At 62.2% G+C, this 18,899-nt stretch carries 18 protein-coding genes; 12 read left to right on the plus strand and 6 right to left on the minus strand.

What is annotated here, in order from left to right; translation table 11 throughout:
• Positions 1-904: 904 nt before the first annotated feature.
• Positions 905-1,378 carry a hypothetical protein gene (locus VSR34_RS35975; RefSeq protein ID WP_342964946.1) on the minus strand — a complete coding sequence of 158 codons (474 nt, stop codon included), beginning with the start codon at positions 1,376-1,378 and terminating at the stop codon, positions 905-907.
• Between the two features lie 348 nt (positions 1,379-1,726).
• On the opposite strand from VSR34_RS35975, the gene VSR34_RS35980 reads away from it, so the two are divergent.
• Positions 1,727-3,805, plus strand: coding sequence for a D-(-)-3-hydroxybutyrate oligomer hydrolase (locus tag VSR34_RS35980; RefSeq protein ID WP_238328136.1), 2,079 nt, complete (start codon positions 1,727-1,729; stop codon positions 3,803-3,805).
• A gap of 15 nt (positions 3,806-3,820) precedes the next feature.
• On the opposite strand, the gene VSR34_RS35985 is transcribed toward VSR34_RS35980, so the two are convergent.
• Entirely contained in the window at positions 3,821-4,159 is a 339-nt protein-coding gene (locus VSR34_RS35985; protein ID WP_342964947.1) for a hypothetical protein, read from the minus strand.
• Positions 4,160-4,292: 133 nt separating this feature from the next.
• Here VSR34_RS35985 and VSR34_RS35990 point away from each other — a divergent pair, with 133 nt between their 5' ends.
• Together VSR34_RS35990 and dinB are read left to right on the plus strand one after the other, a co-directional pair.
• Positions 4,293-5,276, plus strand: coding sequence for a GGDEF domain-containing protein (locus tag VSR34_RS35990; protein WP_342964948.1), 984 nt, complete (start codon positions 4,293-4,295; stop codon positions 5,274-5,276).
• Positions 5,277-5,582: 306 nt separating this feature from the next.
• Positions 5,583-6,752 (plus strand): DNA polymerase IV, encoded by a 1,170-nt coding sequence (gene dinB / locus VSR34_RS35995; RefSeq protein WP_028215047.1) that lies wholly within the window; start codon positions 5,583-5,585, stop codon positions 6,750-6,752.
• 53 nt (positions 6,753-6,805) lie between these two features.
• Here the strand turns inward: dinB and VSR34_RS36000 are convergent, their stop codons facing one another.
• Positions 6,806-7,933, minus strand: coding sequence for an aminotransferase class V-fold PLP-dependent enzyme (locus tag VSR34_RS36000; RefSeq protein WP_028230882.1), 1,128 nt, complete (start codon positions 7,931-7,933; stop codon positions 6,806-6,808).
• A 500-nt stretch (positions 7,934-8,433) separates the two neighbouring features.
• Between VSR34_RS36000 and VSR34_RS36005 the strand changes: the two genes are divergently transcribed.
• The 4 genes from VSR34_RS36005 to VSR34_RS36020 are packed head-to-tail and all read left to right on the plus strand — an operon-like array spanning position 8,434 to position 12,785.
• Entirely contained in the window at positions 8,434-8,565 is a 132-nt protein-coding gene (locus VSR34_RS36005) for a hypothetical protein (protein WP_342964949.1), read from the plus strand.
• Positions 8,562-10,295: a SulP family inorganic anion transporter gene (locus VSR34_RS36010; RefSeq protein WP_036021502.1), complete on the plus strand. Its 1,734-nt coding sequence runs from the start codon at positions 8,562-8,564 to the stop codon at positions 10,293-10,295. The genes VSR34_RS36005 and VSR34_RS36010 overlap by 4 nt, the downstream gene beginning before the upstream one ends.
• A gap of 56 nt (positions 10,296-10,351) precedes the next feature.
• Complete coding sequence (locus tag VSR34_RS36015; protein WP_342964950.1) at positions 10,352-11,806, plus strand: DUF2252 domain-containing protein; 1,455 nt, start codon at positions 10,352-10,354, stop codon at positions 11,804-11,806.
• Positions 11,807-11,852: 46 nt separating this feature from the next.
• Entirely contained in the window at positions 11,853-12,785 is a 933-nt protein-coding gene (locus VSR34_RS36020; RefSeq protein ID WP_342964951.1) for a hypothetical protein, read from the plus strand.
• A gap of 33 nt (positions 12,786-12,818) precedes the next feature.
• Here the strand turns inward: VSR34_RS36020 and VSR34_RS36025 are convergent, their stop codons facing one another.
• On the minus strand, positions 12,819-14,912 hold the full coding sequence (locus VSR34_RS36025; RefSeq protein ID WP_342964952.1) for a protein kinase: 2,094 nt from the start codon (positions 14,910-14,912) through the stop codon (positions 12,819-12,821).
• 520 nt (positions 14,913-15,432) lie between these two features.
• Between VSR34_RS36025 and VSR34_RS36030 the strand changes: the two genes are divergently transcribed.
• The 3 genes from VSR34_RS36030 (at position 15,433) to VSR34_RS36040 (ending at position 16,394) form a co-directional block, all read left to right on the plus strand.
• A complete protein-coding gene (locus VSR34_RS36030; RefSeq protein WP_028230885.1) occupies positions 15,433-15,696 on the plus strand; it encodes a hypothetical protein in 264 nt (87 codons plus the stop codon).
• Between the two features lie 100 nt (positions 15,697-15,796).
• The gene (locus tag VSR34_RS36035; RefSeq protein WP_028215053.1) at positions 15,797-16,057 is read left to right on the plus strand and encodes a hypothetical protein; all 261 of its coding nucleotides are present in this window, start codon (positions 15,797-15,799) and stop codon (positions 16,055-16,057) included.
• A gap of 121 nt (positions 16,058-16,178) precedes the next feature.
• On the plus strand, positions 16,179-16,394 hold the full coding sequence (locus VSR34_RS36040; protein ID WP_154671234.1) for a hypothetical protein: 216 nt from the start codon (positions 16,179-16,181) through the stop codon (positions 16,392-16,394).
• Between the two features lie 2 nt (positions 16,395-16,396).
• On the opposite strand, the gene VSR34_RS36045 is transcribed toward VSR34_RS36040, so the two are convergent.
• Positions 16,397-16,639, minus strand: a complete 243-nt coding sequence (locus tag VSR34_RS36045) for a hypothetical protein (RefSeq protein WP_028215054.1) — start codon at positions 16,637-16,639, stop codon at positions 16,397-16,399.
• A gap of 57 nt (positions 16,640-16,696) precedes the next feature.
• The gene (locus VSR34_RS36050) at positions 16,697-17,164 is read right to left on the minus strand and encodes a lecithin retinol acyltransferase family protein (RefSeq protein WP_028215055.1); all 468 of its coding nucleotides are present in this window, start codon (positions 17,162-17,164) and stop codon (positions 16,697-16,699) included.
• 471 nt (positions 17,165-17,635) lie between these two features.
• On the opposite strand from VSR34_RS36050, the gene VSR34_RS36055 reads away from it, so the two are divergent.
• The gene (locus VSR34_RS36055; protein ID WP_028215056.1) at positions 17,636-17,929 is read left to right on the plus strand and encodes a hypothetical protein; all 294 of its coding nucleotides are present in this window, start codon (positions 17,636-17,638) and stop codon (positions 17,927-17,929) included.
• 17 nt (positions 17,930-17,946) lie between these two features.
• Positions 17,947-18,717: a protein phosphatase 2C domain-containing protein gene (locus tag VSR34_RS36060; protein WP_028215057.1), complete on the plus strand. Its 771-nt coding sequence runs from the start codon at positions 17,947-17,949 to the stop codon at positions 18,715-18,717.
• Positions 18,718-18,899 lie beyond the last annotated feature (182 nt).

The raw sequence follows: 18,899 nt of genomic DNA on the forward strand, positions 1-18,899 counted from the left end.
GATCGTCGGTTCAATATACCCAAATACCTCTTCCTCGAAGAACAGCGAGCCATCGTTCCAGCATCGATTCGCGTAGGCGCCTGCCATGACTTCGACATAGGCAGTACCTTCCAACGATGACCGGTCTCTGATGGCCCGGACCTGGCAAGCCGAACTCATTGATCGGACCTCCTCGAAAATGTGCGTGATCTCGATTGTCCGCGATCCAGCCAGCGATGTCGAACGGCCGATTATGGCCGACCGACGCCCGACGACCGAGCAACACGACGTGTTTTGGAATGAGGCTAGCGATAGTTCACGAAATTAATAATGTCATTGAGAAACCACGGCAGGATCAGTTGTGTATCGGGATCGCTTACGCCGACCGTGAGTCTCGGGGGTTTTGACGAGTGCGAACCGGCTGGCGCGGGGCTATGCAGCATGTAGGTGTCGGTCTCGGCAGCAGGTGGCGTCGATGCACATCCGGCGACGACAACGAAGAGGGACGCTGCACAGCACAAGCGCTTCATGATGGAGAACTCCAGCCATGTTGACCTTGATTTCCAAGGGTACCATCGACACGTAGAACCCCGCGCCGCGCCGTACAAAAGCGGCACGTCTGCGGCGAGACTGAAGGCAACCCCTCGTTTTCCCTGTGAAGAGTAGCGCACCGCCCCGGCCGCAGCCGAAAGCGAATCATTGCCGCTGCGTCTGGAGATATTGAGGCACGTCGCTCGTCGGAATGCGGGCGGTATTCTTCACGAGCGCCAGGTAGCTGACGTTTGATTTTCGATATCCGAAAAGAAATACGATCAAAGCGGCGATAATTGAAATCGACATCTAACTACGCTATATGGCATCGGCAACCGCATGTTCTTCGCATCGCGAAATTCGAAGGGCATTCGAGTGAGTTGCCGAGTAGCTCTCATTTCACGCGGGGCAATACGAGCCCGACTGGAAAACCGGGTACGCTTGCCGTGATGGCGTCCCGCTTCCCGTCGTAGCGAATTTCGAGCTCGCCGTTTGCGTCCGACATCACCAGCAAACCGTGTTCGTACTGAAGGGGAATGTGTGTCGACGGATCGCCCGTGTTCGTGACCAGGAATTCGTCGCCACGGCGGCTGATTACGGTCGTGTCGATATCGCCCGCCGCCTTCCACGATCCGATGAACTCGTCCCCTGCCTTTGTGCCGCATGAAACGAAAAGCGAAGATGCGCCGACGGCTATGAGAGTCACGAACGCGATGCGCTTCAATTCTTCGGTCCAGGGTCGGGAAGGATTCAGATGGCAAGCCGGGCGCTCCAGTTGGCCGGCAACGGTGCGCTCCGGTAAAACCCCCATATGGACGCGCGCTCCGACCAGCGCGCGCAGCGTATCGTAGACGCCGACGAGCGTCAAGCGACGGGGAAAAGTCACCTCGGCGCGTGACGGATCGCATCGACCATCGCGGTTCGCGAGCGTTCAGCGTTCCTGGCGCTGCACGCGCCAAGGCACGTGTCCATAAGTTGTGCGCGCATCGACCGACGCTGTTACCGCGCAAATCGCCTTTCGCCCCCCTCTGCGGACAATCACTGCTGGCATCCTCAATCCGGATGTCCTAATGTCCAATGATGCCGCGCTCCGGCATGTTTGAACGGTCTTCCCACGTACTTCAATTTTGTCCGAGCAAAAAACACGGAGACACTGATGAGAGATACCCCGTTCGCAGTCCGAGGAAAAAAAGCGCGCCTCTGTGCCGCGATAGCCATGGCTGGCATGGCGATTGCGCCCGGCGCAGGCGCTGGCGAACACGACGGCGGCATGCCCGAATGGAACCGGCTGCCCGCGTTTGTGGTGGCGAGCAGTTTGCGGACGACAAACTATGACGGCACGAGCGACGACCTGCTCACCGCCGGGCTCGGGAAGACCGGGCTCGTCGGGCCGCAGCCGGCCGTCTTGAACCCCGCGGCGCCAACTGCGGCGGAGCTGCGCAGGCTCGCGATCTGGGCGAACTATCGCGCGCTCGTCGACATCACGGCGAACGGCGGTTATGGCCGCTTCTGGGGGCCCAATGTCGACGTTTATGGCAACGACACACTGGGTGAAGGAAAAATCGCCGGCACCGAATATCTCGCGTTTGCGGACAATGGCACCGGCCGGCAGAACGTCAGCCTGCTCGTGCAGGTGCCCGCGAGCTTCGATCCGGCAAACGCGTGCATCGTCACGGCCACGTCGTCGGGCTCGCGCGGCGTCTACGGCGCCATTTCGGCGGCCGGAGAGTGGGGACTCAAGCGCGGCTGCGCGGTCGCTTATACCGACAAAGGCACGGGCAACGGCGCGCACGAGCTCATGAGCGATCTCGTCACGCTGATCGACGGCCGTCTCGCTAACGCCGCCACAGCCGGGCATGCGAGCATTTTCACTGCGAATGTCCCGCCTGGCGAACTGGCCGCGTATAACCAGCAGTTTCCGAATCGCTACGCGTTCAAGCACGCGCATTCCCAGCAGAATCCGGAAGAGGACTGGGGCAAGGACACGCTGGAGGCGGTCCAGTTCGCATACTGGGTGTTGAACGAGCGGTTCGGACCGCTCGTCAGCGTATCGGGCAATGCATCGCATCACGGCGTGCGCTATGCGCCTGGCGACATCATGACGATCGCGGCTTCCGTGAGCAACGGCGGCGGTGCGTCGCTTGCGGCGGCCGAGCAGGATCCGGGCAAGTGGATCACAGCCGTGGTGGTGGGCGAGCCGCAAATCAACGTCCGCATGCCCGGCAACGCGCAGGTGAAGGAAGGGGGCCAGCGTATCGCGGCGGCGGGCAAACCGCTCGCCGACTACATGACGCTCGCCAATCTGCTGCAACCCTGCGCCGCGCTCGCGGAGGCCGCCGCCGGCGCGCCCTATCTCACGGCGCTGCCCGTTGCGACGACAACGGCCATCCGCGAGGCCCGCTGCTCGTCGCTCGCGGTGGCAGGCTACATCCACGGCGCCGACACGCAGGCGCAGGCGAACGACGCGCTCGCACGTCTGCACGAAGCCGGCTACGAGGCGGATTCCGACCTGCTGCAAGCGCCGATGTGGGACTCCCAAGCCGTGCCGGCCGTCGCCGTGACCTACGCCGACGCGTACACGCGCTCGAGCGTGATCGATAACCTGTGTGGATTCAGCTTCGGCACGACAAACGCTTCCACGGGTGCCGCGGGCGTCACGCCCACGGCCTCGCCCATGCTCACCGTCTTCGGTGTGGGCAATGGTGTGCCGCCGACCAATGGGATCAATCTCGTCTATAACGTCACGCCGCCCGGCGGCGCCGACCATCGGCTGGCGACGCCCGACGCCAGCTTCGCCGGGGCCGTATGTCTGCGCGATCTGTGGACGAAGGGCGATCCGCGCATGCGCCGGAGCGTCCAGGCGATCAGCGTGAACGCGAACCTGCACGGCAAGCCCGCGATCATCGTGCAGGGCCGCAGCGATGCGCTCGTGCCGATCAATCACGCCTCGCGCGCTTACCTGGCGGCCAACAGCGAGAGGGAAGGCTCGCGCAGTCAGTTGTCGCTGTACGAGGTGACGAACGGGCAACACTTCGACGCGTTTCTTCCCGTGGCCGGCTTCGCTAGCCGATTCGTGCCCGTTCACTACTACAACATCGAGGCGCTCAATCTGATGTGGCGTCACCTGAAGAACGGCACGCCGCTGCCGCCGTCACAGGTGATCCGCACGATACCGCGGGGCGTCGGGCCGAGTGGCACGCCGCCGCTTGGCGTGGCGAACCTCCCCGCCATTGTCGAAAATCCGGGCAGCAATGCGATTCATGCGAGCAACGGCGTCGTGAACGTGCCGCATTGACACGCCCTGGCGACGTCATCTGATTGATGTCGCAACTAAATCGACTACGGGGCTTTTCGGCGCCTCGTAGTCGAGAATCAATGCGCCTCGCAACGCGCTGTCGAAATGTACAGTACCGGGACGCCTTTTATGCGTCCGTTGAGCGCCCTTGCGCGACGGCATTTGCCTGTATTTTTCGCGCCCCGCTTCTCTCCGGCCAAAGAGGCCAATCATCACCCATAAAATCCTCATGTAATTTCTACTGCGGGCATCGCTGCGACGCGCCGGGATGTGGTATATAAACCCGACGCCCCCTCGTTGGATCCGCATGCCGCTTTTCGATTTGCGCACCGTCATCTTGATGTCTTCGGTCATGCCGGGACTCATGGCAATCGCCCTCTTTTCGCTCGCGCGAAGCTTTCCTCAGAACATACGCGGAGTCCGCCACTGGGCTTTCGGTGCGCTGGTGGTCAGCGTGTCGGCCATCCTTCTCGCGTTGCGCGGCAGCGTGCCGGACTGGCTGTCGATCCTCGTGGCGAATTGCGGAATTCTCTTTGGCACCGGGCTGGCACTCGTCGGCTCGCAGCTTTTCTTCGGGCGACGACCGCGTGGCCGCTTCGTCGCAATGCTGCTCACGATCGGCGCTGCCGGTACGGCCTGGTTGTGGCTGGTCCATGAATCGCTCGCGGGCCGTACCATCCTGATCACTGGCGTGCTGACGGTGCTCTACGGTATGCACGGCATCCTCCTGCTGCGCGTCGGGCGGCCGAATCGCCCGGCCCTCTCCGTTGGCGTGCTGCTTCTGGCCGAATCCCTTGTGGCAGGTGCGCGCTGCATCACCGCCGCGCTTGCGACAGAGCGCTTGCCCGATCTTTTCGATCCCGGTTCGATACAGACGTTCTATCTCACCGCAGGAGCGGCGTTCTCGCTGCTCGTAACAGTGGGTCTTCTGCTGATCGCGACGGAACGACTACGCACCGAGCTTGAACGGCAGTCATACTGTGATCCCCTGACAGGTCTGCTGAACCGCCGCGCGCTGGCGCTCGCGTTCGAAGACGAACAGGAGCGGGCAAAACGCAATGGTGGCGTTCTCTCCATGCTGCTGATCGACCTCGACCACTTCAAGCGCGTGAACGACGAGCACGGGCACGACGCAGGGGACCGCGTGCTGATCGATTTCGCGCAACGCGCCAGCGAAGTGGTGCCGCAATCGGCTTATCTTGCGCGCTGGGGTGGAGAAGAGTTCGCTGTGCTGCTGCCGTCCCTCTCCTTGCAAAGCGCTTACCAGCTGGCAGGGGCCATCTGCGCGCGGATTGCCGAGCCCGTGCGCAGACCAGGCGTTAGCTACACCTGTAGCGCGGGCGTTGCTTGTCTCGCCGCCGCCGAAGCGACAATCGAACAGCTCGCGCGCGACGCCGACAATGCGCTTTATCGCGCCAAGCATCTGGGCCGCAACCGCGTCGAGATTTGCGACCGCGCATTTGCGGCCTGACGCGAGTAGGGTTTTGCGTTCGCCGCATCCGCGCCAGCGGCATTCGATTCTCCAGGTCGCGCGCAAACAGCCGGACGACGCAAAAGCGAGCAACCATCGTGATATACTGTACAAATATACAGTACTTTCTATAGGCTCGAATTCAGGAGCGACGATGCCGCGCGCTTCGATTATTCAACCGTTCATTGGACTCAGCGGCGACGTAGTCCAAACCCATGGTGTGCTCACCGAGAAATCCAGAAACCATGAGCCAGTTTATTTGCCGATCCTGGTGAATCGTTTGAGCCTCCTGGCAGAAAGGCAAACGTGAATCCACCGCCGTTACGTCGCATTGCGCATGTCGATATGGATGCGTTCTATGCTTCGGTAGAACTGCTCCGGTATCCAGAACTGCGCGGCAAGCCGGTTGTCATCGGAGGTGGCCGCAATGCCACGCCGGAACTGCGCCCCGATGGCACGCGCCGCTTCGCGCGGCTGCGCGACTACGCGGGACGAGGCGTCGTGACAACGTCGACTTACGAGGCGCGGGCGTTCGGGGTGTTTTCCGCAATGGGCATGATGAAGGCCGCGCAACTCGCGCCAGATGCCATTCTTTTGCCAACCGATTTCGACTCGTATCGACGCTACTCGCGTCTCTTCAAGGATGCCGTTCGAACCTTCACGGACCGAATCGAGGACCGGGGCATCGACGAGATATTCGTCGACCTCACGCTGGTGGAGGGCGAATCGCGCTCGCTTGGCCTGCGCATCAAGAATGCGGTTCGCGAAGCCACGGGCCTAACGTGCTCCATTGCGATTGCACCGAACAAACTGCTTGCAAAGATCGGCTCAGAACTGGACAAACCCGACGGCCTCACGATTCTCTCGATGTCGGACCTCGAGTCGCGCATCTGGCCGCTAGCCGCAAAAAAGGTCAATGGCATCGGGCCGCGCGCTAGCGAACGTCTGGCTGAGCTCGGTATCTCGACGGTCGGTGATCTCGCGCGCGCCGATCTCGGGCTGCTACAGGAAAGCTTTGGGCGCACCTACGCCGCGTGGCTCGCGCGAATCGCACACGGCTTGGATGACCGTGAGGTCGTGGTGTCGTCGGAGCCAAAGTCAATGAGCCGCGAAACCACTTTTGAACGCGACATGCACGTCGAACGCGATCGCGCGGTCCTGACACCCGCGCTGACTCAGCTTTGCGAAAGAGTCGCGGACGATCTGGATCGCAAGGGCTATTGCGGTCGGACGGTGGGCGTCAAAGTCAAATTCGCTGACTTCAAAATCGTTACCCGGGATATATCGCTGCCTGTGGGTGTTCGCGATACGGCCAATATCCGGCGCGCCGTCGGCGCATGTCTGAAGCGTATCGAACTGGATCGGCGCATCAGGCTCATTGGCGTGCGCGTCAGTGCGCTTGAACGTCGATCGGCCGACAACCCCGATGGCCCTGATACGGGCCCGATCCAGGGCGAGCTGCCCTTCGATTGCTAACGTGCGCTAGCAATCGAGGAGCGAGCCATGGGCGCTGACTTCCGAAGAGCAAGCTAGAGAATGCGGTCCAATGCTTTGGCGAACCTGGCAACCGTGCCTTCGACGTCATGCAGCTTGTCCAGCCCGAACAGGCCGATGCGGAAGGTCTTGAAATCCGCTGGCTCGTCGCATTGCAAGGGCACGCCGGCCGCGATCTGCACGCCCGCATCGGCGAATTTCTCGCCGGACCGTATGCCGTCGTCGTCCGTGTAGCTGACGACGACGCCCGGTGCCTGATAACCTTCGGCCGCCACGCTTCTGAAGCCCTTGCTGACCAGAAGCGAGCGAATGCGCGAACCGAGTTCGAGCTGCTCCGAGCGCACCTTTTCGAAACCGTATGCCTCGGTTTCTTTCATCACGTCGCGCAGCGTCGCGAGACTGTCCGTGGGCATCGTGGCGTGGTACGCAAATGCGCCGCTCTCGTAGGTCTCCATGATCTGCAGCCACTTGCGAAGATCGCAGGCGAAACTGGTGCTGGTCGTTGCGTCGATTCTTTCGCGCGCGAGAGGACTGAGCATGACCATCGCGCAGCACGGCGAGGCACTCCACCCCTTTTGCGGCGCACTGATGAGCACGTCGACACCGGTGGCCTCCATGTCGACCCAGACCGTGCCGGAGGCGATGCAATCCAGCACGAACATCCCGCCGGCAGCATGCACAGCGTCGGAAACCTCGCGCAACCACGCATCGGGCAGCATCATCCCGGATGCCGTTTCGACGTGCGGCGCAAAGACCAGATCCGGCTTGTGTTGCCTGATCGCGGCGACCACGTCTTCGATTGCGGGCGGTGCATAGGCGGCCTGCCTTCCTTGCTCGACCGGACGCGCCTTCAATACCGTCGATTCGGACGGAATGCTGCCCATGTCGAAAATCTGCGACCAGCGGAAACTGAACCAGCCATTGCGGATGACCAGACACTTCTTGTTCGTCGCGAACTGCCGTGCCACGGCTTCCATGCCGAATGTACCGCTGCCCGGGACGACGACGACCGATCTCGCGTTGTAGACGTTTTTCAGGACGGCGGAAATATCGCGCATGACGCCCTGGAAAAGCCGCGACATATGGTTGATGGACCGATCTGTGTATACGACTGAATATTCGAGGAGTCCCTGGGGGTCGACATCGGGAAGTAAACCTGGCACGCTCGCCTCCGGTAGAGGATGAATACGGTTAGCGATACTGGTGATTCGATACCGCTGCAACAATGCGAATAGGCTTCATGTTTGGCTCGACGAAAGCAGATTCTAGCGAAAGCCGAACGCAGCCTGGGGAATCTTTGCAAGCATCGCTTGGGTTCGATAACCCGTGACAGTTGTGCGACGCAGCAGAATCAGTCCTCCGAGGAAGGATCAATGAGGCACAGCGACGACCCGAATATACCGGACTGGCTCGTCGTCTGCCGCACGGCACGGCTCCGAATGAACGGATGAGAAGGAATATGTGTGATAACGCAACGTGGAATCTCTGCAATCTTCTAGCGTCTTCTTGACTGCCTTGACTGCGCGGCCCGTCGCTGACGGCATGCTCGCGCGCCGATCCTCCCTGGTTCTCGACTATTGACTACAGCCGCAAAAAAGGCGACCGTATCCCTCTTGCTTCTGATTCGCTGTTGTCTCGATCAGTCTAACCATCCGAGGTAACCATGTGGATCGAAAACGCCTTGAGAAAGAGGCCGTTCGAGCGCGCCGGCGCAAGCCAACAGGCGATTGCCGATAACCTCATCGCCAACGCGCCGGTCAGCAGCCTCATCACTCCCGTGGAGGCAGCGACATGAAACCGGTGACACCGATACCTGCGCAACCGCATCGCATGCCATTTTTGCAGGGGCTTTTGCCCGTCAATCCCGGGCAATTGCCGCACGACATCATCGCGGGAATCACGCTGGCGGCACTCGGTATTCCGGAGGTGATGGGCTACACGAAGATCGCCGGCACGCCCACCGTCACGGGCCTTTATACGATCCTGCTGCCGCTCCTCGCATTTGCCATTTTCGGCGCTTCGCGTCAACTCGTCGTCGCCGCGGATTCCGCCACGGCCGCTATTCTTGCGGGCACGCTCACGACCGTCGCTGCATTGGGCAGCAAGGAATATGTGGGCCTGACGAGTACCGTCGCCTTGACCGTTGCCGTGATGCTGATGATCGCGCGCGTCTTCCGCCTGGGTTTTCTGGCCGATTTTCTTTCGCGCAGCGCATTGATCGGATTCCTGACGGGCGTGGGCATCCAGGTCGCGGCCGGCGAGCTCGCCGGGCTGATCGGACTCGCGAAGCAGGGACATGGTCCGTTGATGCAGATTCTCTCAGTGTTCCAGCGCATCGCCCAGGCCAACTATCCGACCACGCTGCTTTCAATCGCCGTCCTCGCCGTGATCATCGGGTGCAAGCGGATCGCGCCGCGCGCGCCAGGTGCGCTCATTGCCGTGATCGGTTCCATCGTGGCAAGCGGCGTGTTCAATTTCGCCGCACACGGCATTTCGATAACGGGTGAAGTGCCAGGCGGCCTCCCCTCGTTGTCCCTTCCGCCATTGCCGATAGGCAAGCTCGACCAGGTGCTGGGGACAGCCGCTTCATGCTTCATCGTGATCCTTGCCCAGAGTGCGGCGACGGCCCGCGCGTATGCCAACCGCTACAACGAAAAGGGCGACGACAACGCGGACATTATCGGGCTCGCCGCCGCGAACGCGGCAGCGGCGTTCACGGGCACGTTCGTCGTGAACGGCAGTCCCACCAAGACCGAAATGGTCGACGACGCAGGCGGACGTACCCAGGCCGCGCATTTGACGACGGCTGTCATCGTGCTGCTGGTGCTGCTCTTTCTCACGAAGCCGCTGAGCTTTCTGCCTGCTGCCGTATTGTCGGCCATCGTCTTCATGATCGGCGTGAAGCTGATCGACGTGAAAGGCATGGTCGAACTGTTCCGCATGCAGAAAGACGAGTTCGTCGTGGCGTTGCTCGCGGCCGGCGTGGTCGTGTTCGTCGATGTGATGCACGGCATCCTCGCGGCCATCGTGCTTTCGCTCATCGCACATGCGCGGCATAGCTATCGCCTGCGCACGCGCGTGCTGACGCGTGGCCCCGACGGAAACTGGGTCGCGCGTCATGTCGAGCCGAACGTGCTCGCGGCGCCCGGCATCGTCGTCTATCGTTTCGAAGCAGACCTTTTCTATGCGAACACCGGCCGCTTCACGGAAGAGGTGCTGAGACTGGTCAACGAGGCGAGTCCGCCGCTGCGTTGGGTGGTGATCGACGCTTCGGAGATCAACAATATCGACTACACGGCAGCCAAGACACTGATCCAGTTGGGTAGCGAACTCGACAAGCGCGGCGTCGGTATTGCCGCCATCGCCATTCCCGCCGGTGTGCGGCATGAAGTCGAACGTTACGACGCGCTGCGTACTGCCAACGCGCATCGCGAGATCTTCGCGACGGTTGATCAAGCCATTGAGACACTGAGCAAGATGTCGCCCACCACGCCCGCCGCTTCTACGGGCGACAAAGCCGACTGAAAAATTGCAAACTTGAACCGGTCCGCTTAGACCTCGAATCGAAAAGGGAGTGATGGGTGTCTGATACCGCTGCATCAAAACGTGCCGAATCCGCCACGGATCGCGCTGATCCCACGACTCTCGCGGCGCCGGAAGATCCCTCCACGCTGTTTGGGGGGCGTGGGTCGGTCGCAGCGCGTATCGAGCGGGGCAAGGCCGCCCGCAATAAAATCCCGCGCGAGAAACTGGCCAAGTGCAAGATCGCGGATCGCGATCCCATCGCGCTGCTCGATGCCTCCAATGTCGGCAGGGTGCCTGAACTGATACCCATCCGCTACGGGCGGATGGTCGCGAGTCCGTTCGCGTTCTATCGGGGTGCCGCACCGCTGATGGCGCACGATCTATCGAAGCTGCCGCATTCGAACATGATCGTGCAACTGGGGGGCGACGCGCACCTGGCCAATTTCGGGCTCTTTGCGAGCCCGGAGCGGCGCATTCTCTTCGGCCCCAACGACTTCGACGAGACGCTGCCTGGCCCCTTCGATTGGGACATTCGCAGACTTGCCGCATCGTTCGTGATCGCCGCGCGTGAGCGCGCATTTGCGTTGCGTGACCAGCGCGCCGTCGTGCGTCGGCTGTGCGAGACGTTCCGGCAGCGAATCAGCGAATTCGGCCGTATGGATACGCTCGACGTCTGGTATTACCAGTTCGATGCGGCGAGCATGCTCGCCATCGCGGATTCGACGGCTGAAAAGAGGAAAGAACTGGCCGTCATCGACAAGGCGCGGCAACAGTCGTCGCGTTCCGTGCTCAATCATGCGACCGAGCTCGTCAACGGCAAGCTCCGCATCAAGGAGGCGCCTCCGCTCGTGTACCACGTCCCGCTGGCGAGTCCGCACGATCAAAAGCAGTACGACGCGATGGTGCGGCGCTTCTTCGCCGACTACCGGCTAACGCTTCCCGACGACAGGCGCGCCCTCTTCGATCGCTACGAACTGGTGGATGTCGCGATTCGCGTCGTGGGTGTCGGGTCGGTGGGAACGCGATGCTACGAGGCGCTTTTCATGGCCGACGGCGAGTGCCCGCTATTCCTTCAGCTCAAGGAGGCGCGGGCCTCCGCGCTGGAGGGTTATCTCGCGCCGAGCCGCTATCCCAATCATGGACAGCGCGTAGTGGTGGGCCAGCGTCTGCTCCAGTCGGCCAGCGATATTTTTCTCGGCTGGTCGAAAATGCGCCACACGGGCAACGACTTTTATGTCCGGCAGCTACGCGACATGAAAGGTGCATTCGACTTCACTACTTTCGACGTCGAAGACCTCGGCGAATACGCGGTTTCCTGCGCTCACGCGCTGGCGCACGCCATGGCGAAAGCCGGAGATCCCGCGTTGCTCAGCGGATATCTGGGCAAGTCCGCTGCATTCGACGATGCCATCGTGCAATTCGCGCTCGCTTATGCGGAGCAAAATGAGGCGGACTGGACGGCTTTGAAAACAGCAATCAAGGCGGGACGCATTCAGGCGATTCGTGAATGACGCTGCCGCACTTGTCTCACCCAAAAGGCGTTCGAGGAGGAAAACCATGAACAGGCTTGCCAGATCCCCAACGGGCGACCGGCGGCCGTTATCGTGGTGGATAACCGTTCTCGCCGCGGCGCTATGCTTCTTGTGCCAGAGCGCCTTCGCGCAAACCGACGAGAGAGCGGCAGGACTGCGCGACAAATATCAGAGTCTGAGCGGGCAGCTCGCGCAGAATCCGTTTCATCGACCGCTGTACCTCGAATCGCAGGAGTTGCCGTCGGCGCTCAAGGGCGATATCTACGGTGTGATCGAGTTTCCCTTCGCGACGGTCAACGACGCGCTCAACGACCCGGCTAAAGGCCCCGCCAACTGGTGCGATGTGCTGATCCTGCATCTGAACATCAAGTACTGCCATGCAACGACGAACGAAAACGGTACCGTGCTCGCGGTGAACATCGGCAAGAAAACCGAGGAATCGCTTTCCTCGTCCTACCGCGTGCAGTTCAACTATCACCCGGTAGTGAGCGAACCGGATTATTTTCGCGTGGAGCTCTCCGCCGCCACGGGTCCACTCAGTACCAAAGACTATCGGATCGTGCTGGAGGCGATACCCGTGGGCGATAACCGCACGTTTATCCATCTGACTTACGCATACGGTTACGGCGTGGCAGGAAAGCTTGCGATGAAAGGGTACCTGGCGACGATCGGAAGCGACAAGGTGGGATTTTCCGTCACGCGAGATCCGTCCACGGGCGAGACGCATTACATCGGCGGCGTGCGCGGTCTGGTGGAGCGCAATACGATGCGCTATTACCTCGCCATCGATGCCTATCTCGGCGCGCTTTCGAGCCCGCCCAACGCGCGCCTCGACAAGCGTCTCACCGACTGGTTCGATGCCACGGAACACTATGCGCGGCAATTGCACGAAGTGAGCCGCTCCGACTATATGCAAATGAAACACCACGAGTATCAGCGTCAGCAGATCGCGCAATAGCGCACTGCTATTTTCGATCAGTGTTGCTGACGATCACTCGCTTCGCGCATGCGTCGTGATCTGCACGAAGTCGGCGACGATATGACCGGCGCCGTAATGCGCTTCCATCTGCTTCAACTGCTGCCCGACCGCAGCGAGGTAAGCCGCGCGAGACTCGGCTGGCGGACGCAGCCCATCGAACAACGGCGCGGGCGTGATCAGCAGGACGATCATCTCGGTGCCGAACGGCTTGTCCACGAGCCAGTCACCCGTTCCGCCCACCGTCGCCGAAAACCCCGGCGGCGCCTGATTGTCGCGTTCGTGAGTGCTCGGCACGAGATGCACGACACTGCCGTCGAGCGCGAAATAGTCCACGTTGACGTATGACTCGTAGTGCGGCGTAGTGATGTCGACGATGAGCGGCATGCCTTGCACCAGTTGCGCGTCGGGTGGCCGCGTACGGATCGTCGCGCCGCCGCCCGCCTCGTGATTCGCGCGCCAATATGGCGCGAACGCACTGACGACCTCGCAATTGTGATTGTCCACGGCAACCACGTCGAGTTTCGCACCCTGCCCGCCCGGTGTTTTTGCGAGCGCATCGCGCACGTGCGCCATGTTCTCGCCCGCGTGTGCAAAGCCGCGAACCTGGATCACATGCTCGGGCAGCGAGGCCGAGAGCGCCGAGCACGGAACACGCGCGAGCGTCGAATTGAGCGCTGCGAGCGATGCTGCGTCGGCCACCGCGGCGCTGACCGCCGGCGCCAACGCCGTTGCGCTCGCGGCGGGCACATTCGCGACGACGGCGGCCGGCGCTGCTGCCAGCACCGGCGTGGGCTGGACTTCCGAGGCCATCTTCACTGCACTGGCCGGCGCGCTGGCCGTGACAGGCGGATTCGCGCGCTGCGTTTCATTCGCATAAAAGATTCGATATCCGAACCACATCCCCGCAGCAACGACAATCGCACCGACGCCAACGGCCCCTACGCGCGCACCGGTGAATGCCGACGCGTGCGAAAGCACGCCCATACCCTCCATAAACTGATTGACGCTCGGCGTACGCGATGCGCGGTCAAACGAAAGCGCAGCGCTCAGCGTGCGCCATTGGCTGCGATCGAGGCCCTGCGGCCGCTCGGCGCGCATCTTGTCGCTGCGCGCCTGGGTCGCCGACTTGCGGTTGAACGGATGCTTGCCCGTGAGCAGTTCGTAGGTCACGCAGGCGAGCGCATAGACATCGTCGCGCGGATCCGGCTCGCGGTGCTCGAACATTTCCGGGCTCGCATAGGCGGGCGTGATGCCGCCGAGCGTGGCGGGATCGAACACCGTGACATCGGGATCCTCTTCGGGCCGCTGAAAAACACGGGCAATACCGAAGTCGATCACTTTCACATCGCCGCCATCGGTGAGGAAGACGTTGGCGGGTTTGAAATCGCAATGCACGAAGCCGCGTTCGTGCGCATAGGCGAGCGCCTGCCCCATGCCGGCGATGATCGGACGCGCCTTCTCGAACGGCATGCCCGCGAAACCGGGCGCACGCAGCACCTTGCTGAGCGGCTTGCCAGACAGATACTCCATCGTGAGGTAGACGAGCGGGCCGTCGCGATCGAAGTCGTACACGGTGACGATGTTCCGGTGCGCGAGCGTCTGCGCCTTGCGCGCCTCGCGCTGAAGCGCGATCAGCGAAGTGGGCTGGCCGCGGAACTGCACGTTCAAGACCTTGATCGCAATGTAGGGTTTGCGGTCGGAAGCTTCGAGCTTGCGCAGATCGAGCGCCTTGTAGACGGTGCCCATGCCGCCCACGCCCAGACATTCCTCGAGCACGAAACGCCCGTTGAGCGTGTCGCCGATTCCCTTCACGTGCTCGGCGTCTTCGCCTGCCGTAAAGGCGCGTGCGGCGGCTAGCGTCTCGTGAATGCGGGTGGAGTCGTCAGTGGCCGCCGCGCTGTCCTCGCGGTGTTCGATACGGCGCAGAACTTCGGCATAGACAGCGTCGGGCAATGGATGGACCGTCTGCGTCTCGTCCACGGCTTCGCGCAAGCGAGCGCAATTGGCCACGTCGATCGCGAGCACGTGGTCGATCTCGGCGAAGAACGCCTCGCGTGAGAGCGTCCCGCTCTGGAACGTCTGGATCAGCTGCGAAAGGCTCATCATTCGTATGCCTTCAACCCGCTTCAGGCTGGCCGACGCGCTTTTCCGCGCACGATCGCGCCGCGTGCGAGCGCCTGGCGCAATCCCCGTCGAGTCCGCTGCAGCGTGGCCTCGTCGTCCTTCAAGGATACAGAGTCCCCGCTCGATATGCGCCCACCGTGATCTCGGCCGGCGAGTGCAATGCACTTTGCAGCAAGGTCTGAAGAAAGATTAGTCCGCGGCCACGCGCAGCGCAATCGGTGCCTGAACTACCCTGGCCGCGCACCCGCATGTGTTGCCGCGAATCCAACCGCTGCGGCGCCCCCTGTTGGGAGCGCGCCATCAGTGTATCTGCGTTCGAACGCCGTCACGTGCCCCACGCGTTCGCCTCACATCGCCGCAAAGCCCCGCTGTGCAAGGCTCGAAGCGCTTTCATCGATGCCCACCGCATGACTGGCACAGCCTGTGCATTAAGAGGAGCGAGCCCGCAACATACTGCAGCTCAATCGCCAACTACCCTGTATTGCCCTTCTGGAGAACTGTCATGAGCAAGCTGATGATCGCAGACCTGAGCGTCGCACAAGAACTCGACCGTCGTGAAATGGGCGCCGTGCGCGGCGGCCTGGGCCTGTGGCCCGTCTACCTCGGTCCGAGCTACAAGTACGACTCGACCAACTTCACCGCCCAGCAGCTCATCGGGCAGACGAACAACATCGTGAACAACGTGGGCAACGACGTGGCATTCGCGTCGAACATCCACGCCACGGTCAACCCGGTGCAGAAAGCGAGCAACACGATCAACTTCTGATGGCCGGCGGCGGCGCGACTGGACCCTATCGGTCGCGCCCCCACCGATTCGCTTGCCTTGCGCTTGCGTGTACACCGCTCATCCTTATTGGAGGCTCAACATGACTTCCCTCGTTATCCGCGAGCTTGCGCCCGGCACGGAACTCGACCGCCGCGCCATGGCCGCCGTACGCGGCGGCAACAACAGCTACGGCTCGATCGCCAACATCACCGTTTCGCCGAACATCGTGCAGAACATCTCGCAGATCCAGGTGGTCGACGTCGCGGCGCTGAACAACATCGGTTACATCGGCGCGGGCTTCGGGCCGCTGAATCTCAAGGTCAATCCCTCGCAATATGCGAGCACCGGCGCGTTCCTTTGACCGCTGCCGCGCCCCCTGAATGCAGACGGTGCCGCGAGGCACCGCCTGCTTCTTTGCGTGCGCGCGTCACCGCCTATACTCAGGCCATACAGGAAACATCCCCCCTCACATGGAGGAGAGCATGAGCATTCTCGTCATCAAGGATCTTCCGGAAAGCGTCGAACTGGACAGGCAAGCCATGGCCGCGATCACGGGCGGTGCGAGGGTCGCCTCGCACCAGACGCAACTCACGCCGCGGCCATACATCGGAGTCCGGGTGGAAATTGAGGGCGCGCCAACACAGCGCGGGCCGGCCAGCGCTAACGCCGTGCGGCCCCGGCCCACGCTATTGCGCTGAACTCACGCGGCGCGCGCCGTCATGGCTGGACGTGTGAGCGCCGGCGGAAACACGCACCACGAGCCATCGTCGTGACGGAAGAAAAAGATTGCAATCGTGCGTGCGGGGTGCGCCGCCTCGACGCACACGTAACGCAGCCGATGATCCTGCGTGCGGCTAAACCGCACCACGCGGGCCGGCACGCGCGCATTGGGGGCGAGCCACTTGTCGACGAGGGTGCGCAGCGAAGATTCGTTGGAGTTCATGTTGGTCTCCGAGGCGTGGGGTCATGGGGGATGGCGGTGGTTCGATGGAAGTGCCGCTCAAGCGGCCTGCACGGCGAACGCAGCGTGGCGGGCTTGCACCCGGTGAGCGTGAACGAGCGCACGAACGACGCGCAGGCCGGCAAGCGGATGAGTCATGCAGCTGCGGACCTGTTCGCTGCGGCCCTTTCCGTCCACGCACCACGTGCAGAAATGCTCGCAGTTGTTGCTGAGCAGTCGATAACGGTCTTCACCGAGACGCGAACGCGCGCGCGCAACAGCCTCGCGCCCCGCATACGCCGCGAAAGGATGCGCGACGACGGCGACTTCGTGACCGGCTGCGAAGCACTCGAGCGTGACCTCTTCGATCGGGCCGCGGTGCAGCGACGTGCACAGACCGGCGTAGTGAACGACGCGGCCGTTGCCCACATAAATGCCGTGGTGGCTATAGCCCGCGCGACGCGAAACGAGATGCGCACCAAGTGGCGGTTCTGCTGCGTTCATCGTCGGTCGAAGATCGGGGCTCATGACTGCTTCCGTCTGAGTGGTTGCCGCTTCTCCCAGAAGGTTCGGCGGTCGCCAACTAACCTGCATCACTCATGCCAGACGGCGCGATCACGGTGGGATAAGGGTTGCCGGGAAATTGGATGCGGCGGCAGCACAAGTGTGTCGGCGGCGCGCCAACGAATCCGGCTCGACTGTGTCGGCCACATGCCGTCACTTCGAGCATGATCCGGACGATGAGGGGAACATGCCGATGTGTCGGAATGCTGACGACAACGTGCCGCCCGCCTGTTGGGAAGCACACGACCAATGCAAGGCGAAGCAAGCGGGCGCTGTTGCGCGCGTAACTCGCCGCCGTGCCGCGATGGCTTATTCGGCAAGGCCCGCAGCGAACCGTCGCGCAGGCGCCGCTTCTCGCCGAAAAATGGCATGCTGCTTGCAAGGTATGGGCGGAACGCCGCGCCCCCGCGGCCATCATCTTGACGGAGACCAGTCATGACCTCGCTCACCATCAACGACCTTCACGAGCAGCGCGATATCGACCACGAAGGGATGTCGTTCATTCGGGGCGCGGGCGCTCCGTGGGTTTTCGGCTGGATACAGCCCTACCAGCCCGCGCAGCCTTCCGGACTCGGACCGATCATCAATCTTTATCAGACCAACAACACGTTCTACGCGAATCAGGTCATCAATCAGTACCAGACGCTCGACGTGACGAATTCCGCCGCCAATTCGAATGTGACGGTGGGCGTGGGGCAGAACGGCAAGAACAATGGTCTCGTCGCGTAGCCTATGGAGGCCCGATCGTGACAAGCGCGTTATTGTGGAGCTCGGCATCGCGCACTGACGTGGGCCGTGTCCGGGCGCTCAACGAGGATGCATGTCTCGATCTGCCGCAGCGCGGACTGTGGGCAGTGGCTGACGGAATGGGCGGCCATACGGCGGGCGACCTGGCGAGCGGCATGATCGTGCGAGCGCTTGGCGCGCTCACCGCGCCCAACTCGCTCATCGCGTTCTCGGCGGCCACGCGCGGCACGCTACAGACGGTCAATCACCAGTTGCGCGAGGAAGCTGCGCGGCGCGGCGTTCGCATGATCGGCAGCACGGTTGCGGTGCTCATGGCAAGGGGGCGCGAATGCGCCTGGCTGTGGGCGGGCGACAGCCGCATCTACCTCTATCGTGACACGCACCTCGAGGCGCTCACGACCGACCACAGCTACGTGGCGGAGCTTCAGGCGCAGGGGCATTTGAGTGCGGAGGCCGCGCGGCACCATCCGTCGCAGCATCTGATCACACGAGCCGTCGGTGCGGCGGACTGGCTTGAACTCGATGAAGGCCGCATCGTCGTGCAAGACGGGGATCGCTTTCTGATATGCAGCGATGGCCTCAGCAATGAAGTGCAAGCGCCGGACATCGCGCGGGTGCTGGAGGCCGGCGACTGCCAGCTCGCGGCTGAAACGTTGGTCGATTTGGCCTTGCAGGCCGGCGGGCGCGATAACATCACCGCCGTGGTCGTAAGGGTGGATGATCCTGTCGCCGCGGATCATACGCTTGTTAATCCCGCCGTGGGGCGGTGAAGGTTAGGGGTTTTCTGTGCTGTTGGGCCGCTTTGGCTTTTGGCCTTTCCTTGTTTTCGCGTCGGTATGCAGGCGTTGCCCCTGTGCGGGGCGGCACCTACTTTTCTTTGCCGCGGCAAAGAAAAGTAGGCAAAAGAAAGCCGCTCACACCGCCAATGCCTGCCACCATTCACCTCTCGTCG

The sequence above is a fragment of the Paraburkholderia sp. JHI2823 genome (assembly GCF_038900695.1).
GTDB classification, from domain to species: domain Bacteria; phylum Pseudomonadota; class Gammaproteobacteria; order Burkholderiales; family Burkholderiaceae; genus Paraburkholderia; species Paraburkholderia mimosarum.

Excerpts from the sequence above, each read along its gene's own strand:
- VSR34_RS36020 (WP_342964951.1), top strand. The coding sequence starts at position 11,853 with ATGAACAGGCTTGCCAGATCCCCAACGGGCGACCGGCGGCCGTTATCG.
- VSR34_RS36055 (WP_028215056.1), top strand. The coding sequence starts at position 17,636 with ATGACCTCGCTCACCATCAACGACCTTCACGAGCAGCGCGATATCGAC.
- VSR34_RS36050 (WP_028215055.1), bottom strand. The coding sequence starts at position 17,164 with ATGAGCCCCGATCTTCGACCGACGATGAACGCAGCAGAACCGCCACTT.
- VSR34_RS36025 (WP_342964952.1), bottom strand. The coding sequence starts at position 14,912 with ATGATGAGCCTTTCGCAGCTGATCCAGACGTTCCAGAGCGGGACGCTC.
- VSR34_RS36030 (WP_028230885.1), top strand. The coding sequence starts at position 15,433 with ATGAGCAAGCTGATGATCGCAGACCTGAGCGTCGCACAAGAACTCGAC.
- VSR34_RS36010 (WP_036021502.1), top strand. The coding sequence starts at position 8,562 with ATGAAACCGGTGACACCGATACCTGCGCAACCGCATCGCATGCCATTT.
- VSR34_RS36040 (WP_154671234.1), top strand. The coding sequence starts at position 16,179 with ATGAGCATTCTCGTCATCAAGGATCTTCCGGAAAGCGTCGAACTGGAC.
- VSR34_RS36005 (WP_342964949.1), top strand. The coding sequence starts at position 8,434 with ATGTGGATCGAAAACGCCTTGAGAAAGAGGCCGTTCGAGCGCGCCGGC.
- VSR34_RS35985 (WP_342964947.1), bottom strand. The coding sequence starts at position 4,159 with ATGACCGAAGACATCAAGATGACGGTGCGCAAATCGAAAAGCGGCATG.
- VSR34_RS36045 (WP_028215054.1), bottom strand. The coding sequence starts at position 16,639 with ATGAACTCCAACGAATCTTCGCTGCGCACCCTCGTCGACAAGTGGCTC.
- VSR34_RS35980 (WP_238328136.1), top strand. The coding sequence starts at position 1,727 with ATGGCTGGCATGGCGATTGCGCCCGGCGCAGGCGCTGGCGAACACGAC.
- VSR34_RS36035 (WP_028215053.1), top strand. The coding sequence starts at position 15,797 with ATGACTTCCCTCGTTATCCGCGAGCTTGCGCCCGGCACGGAACTCGAC.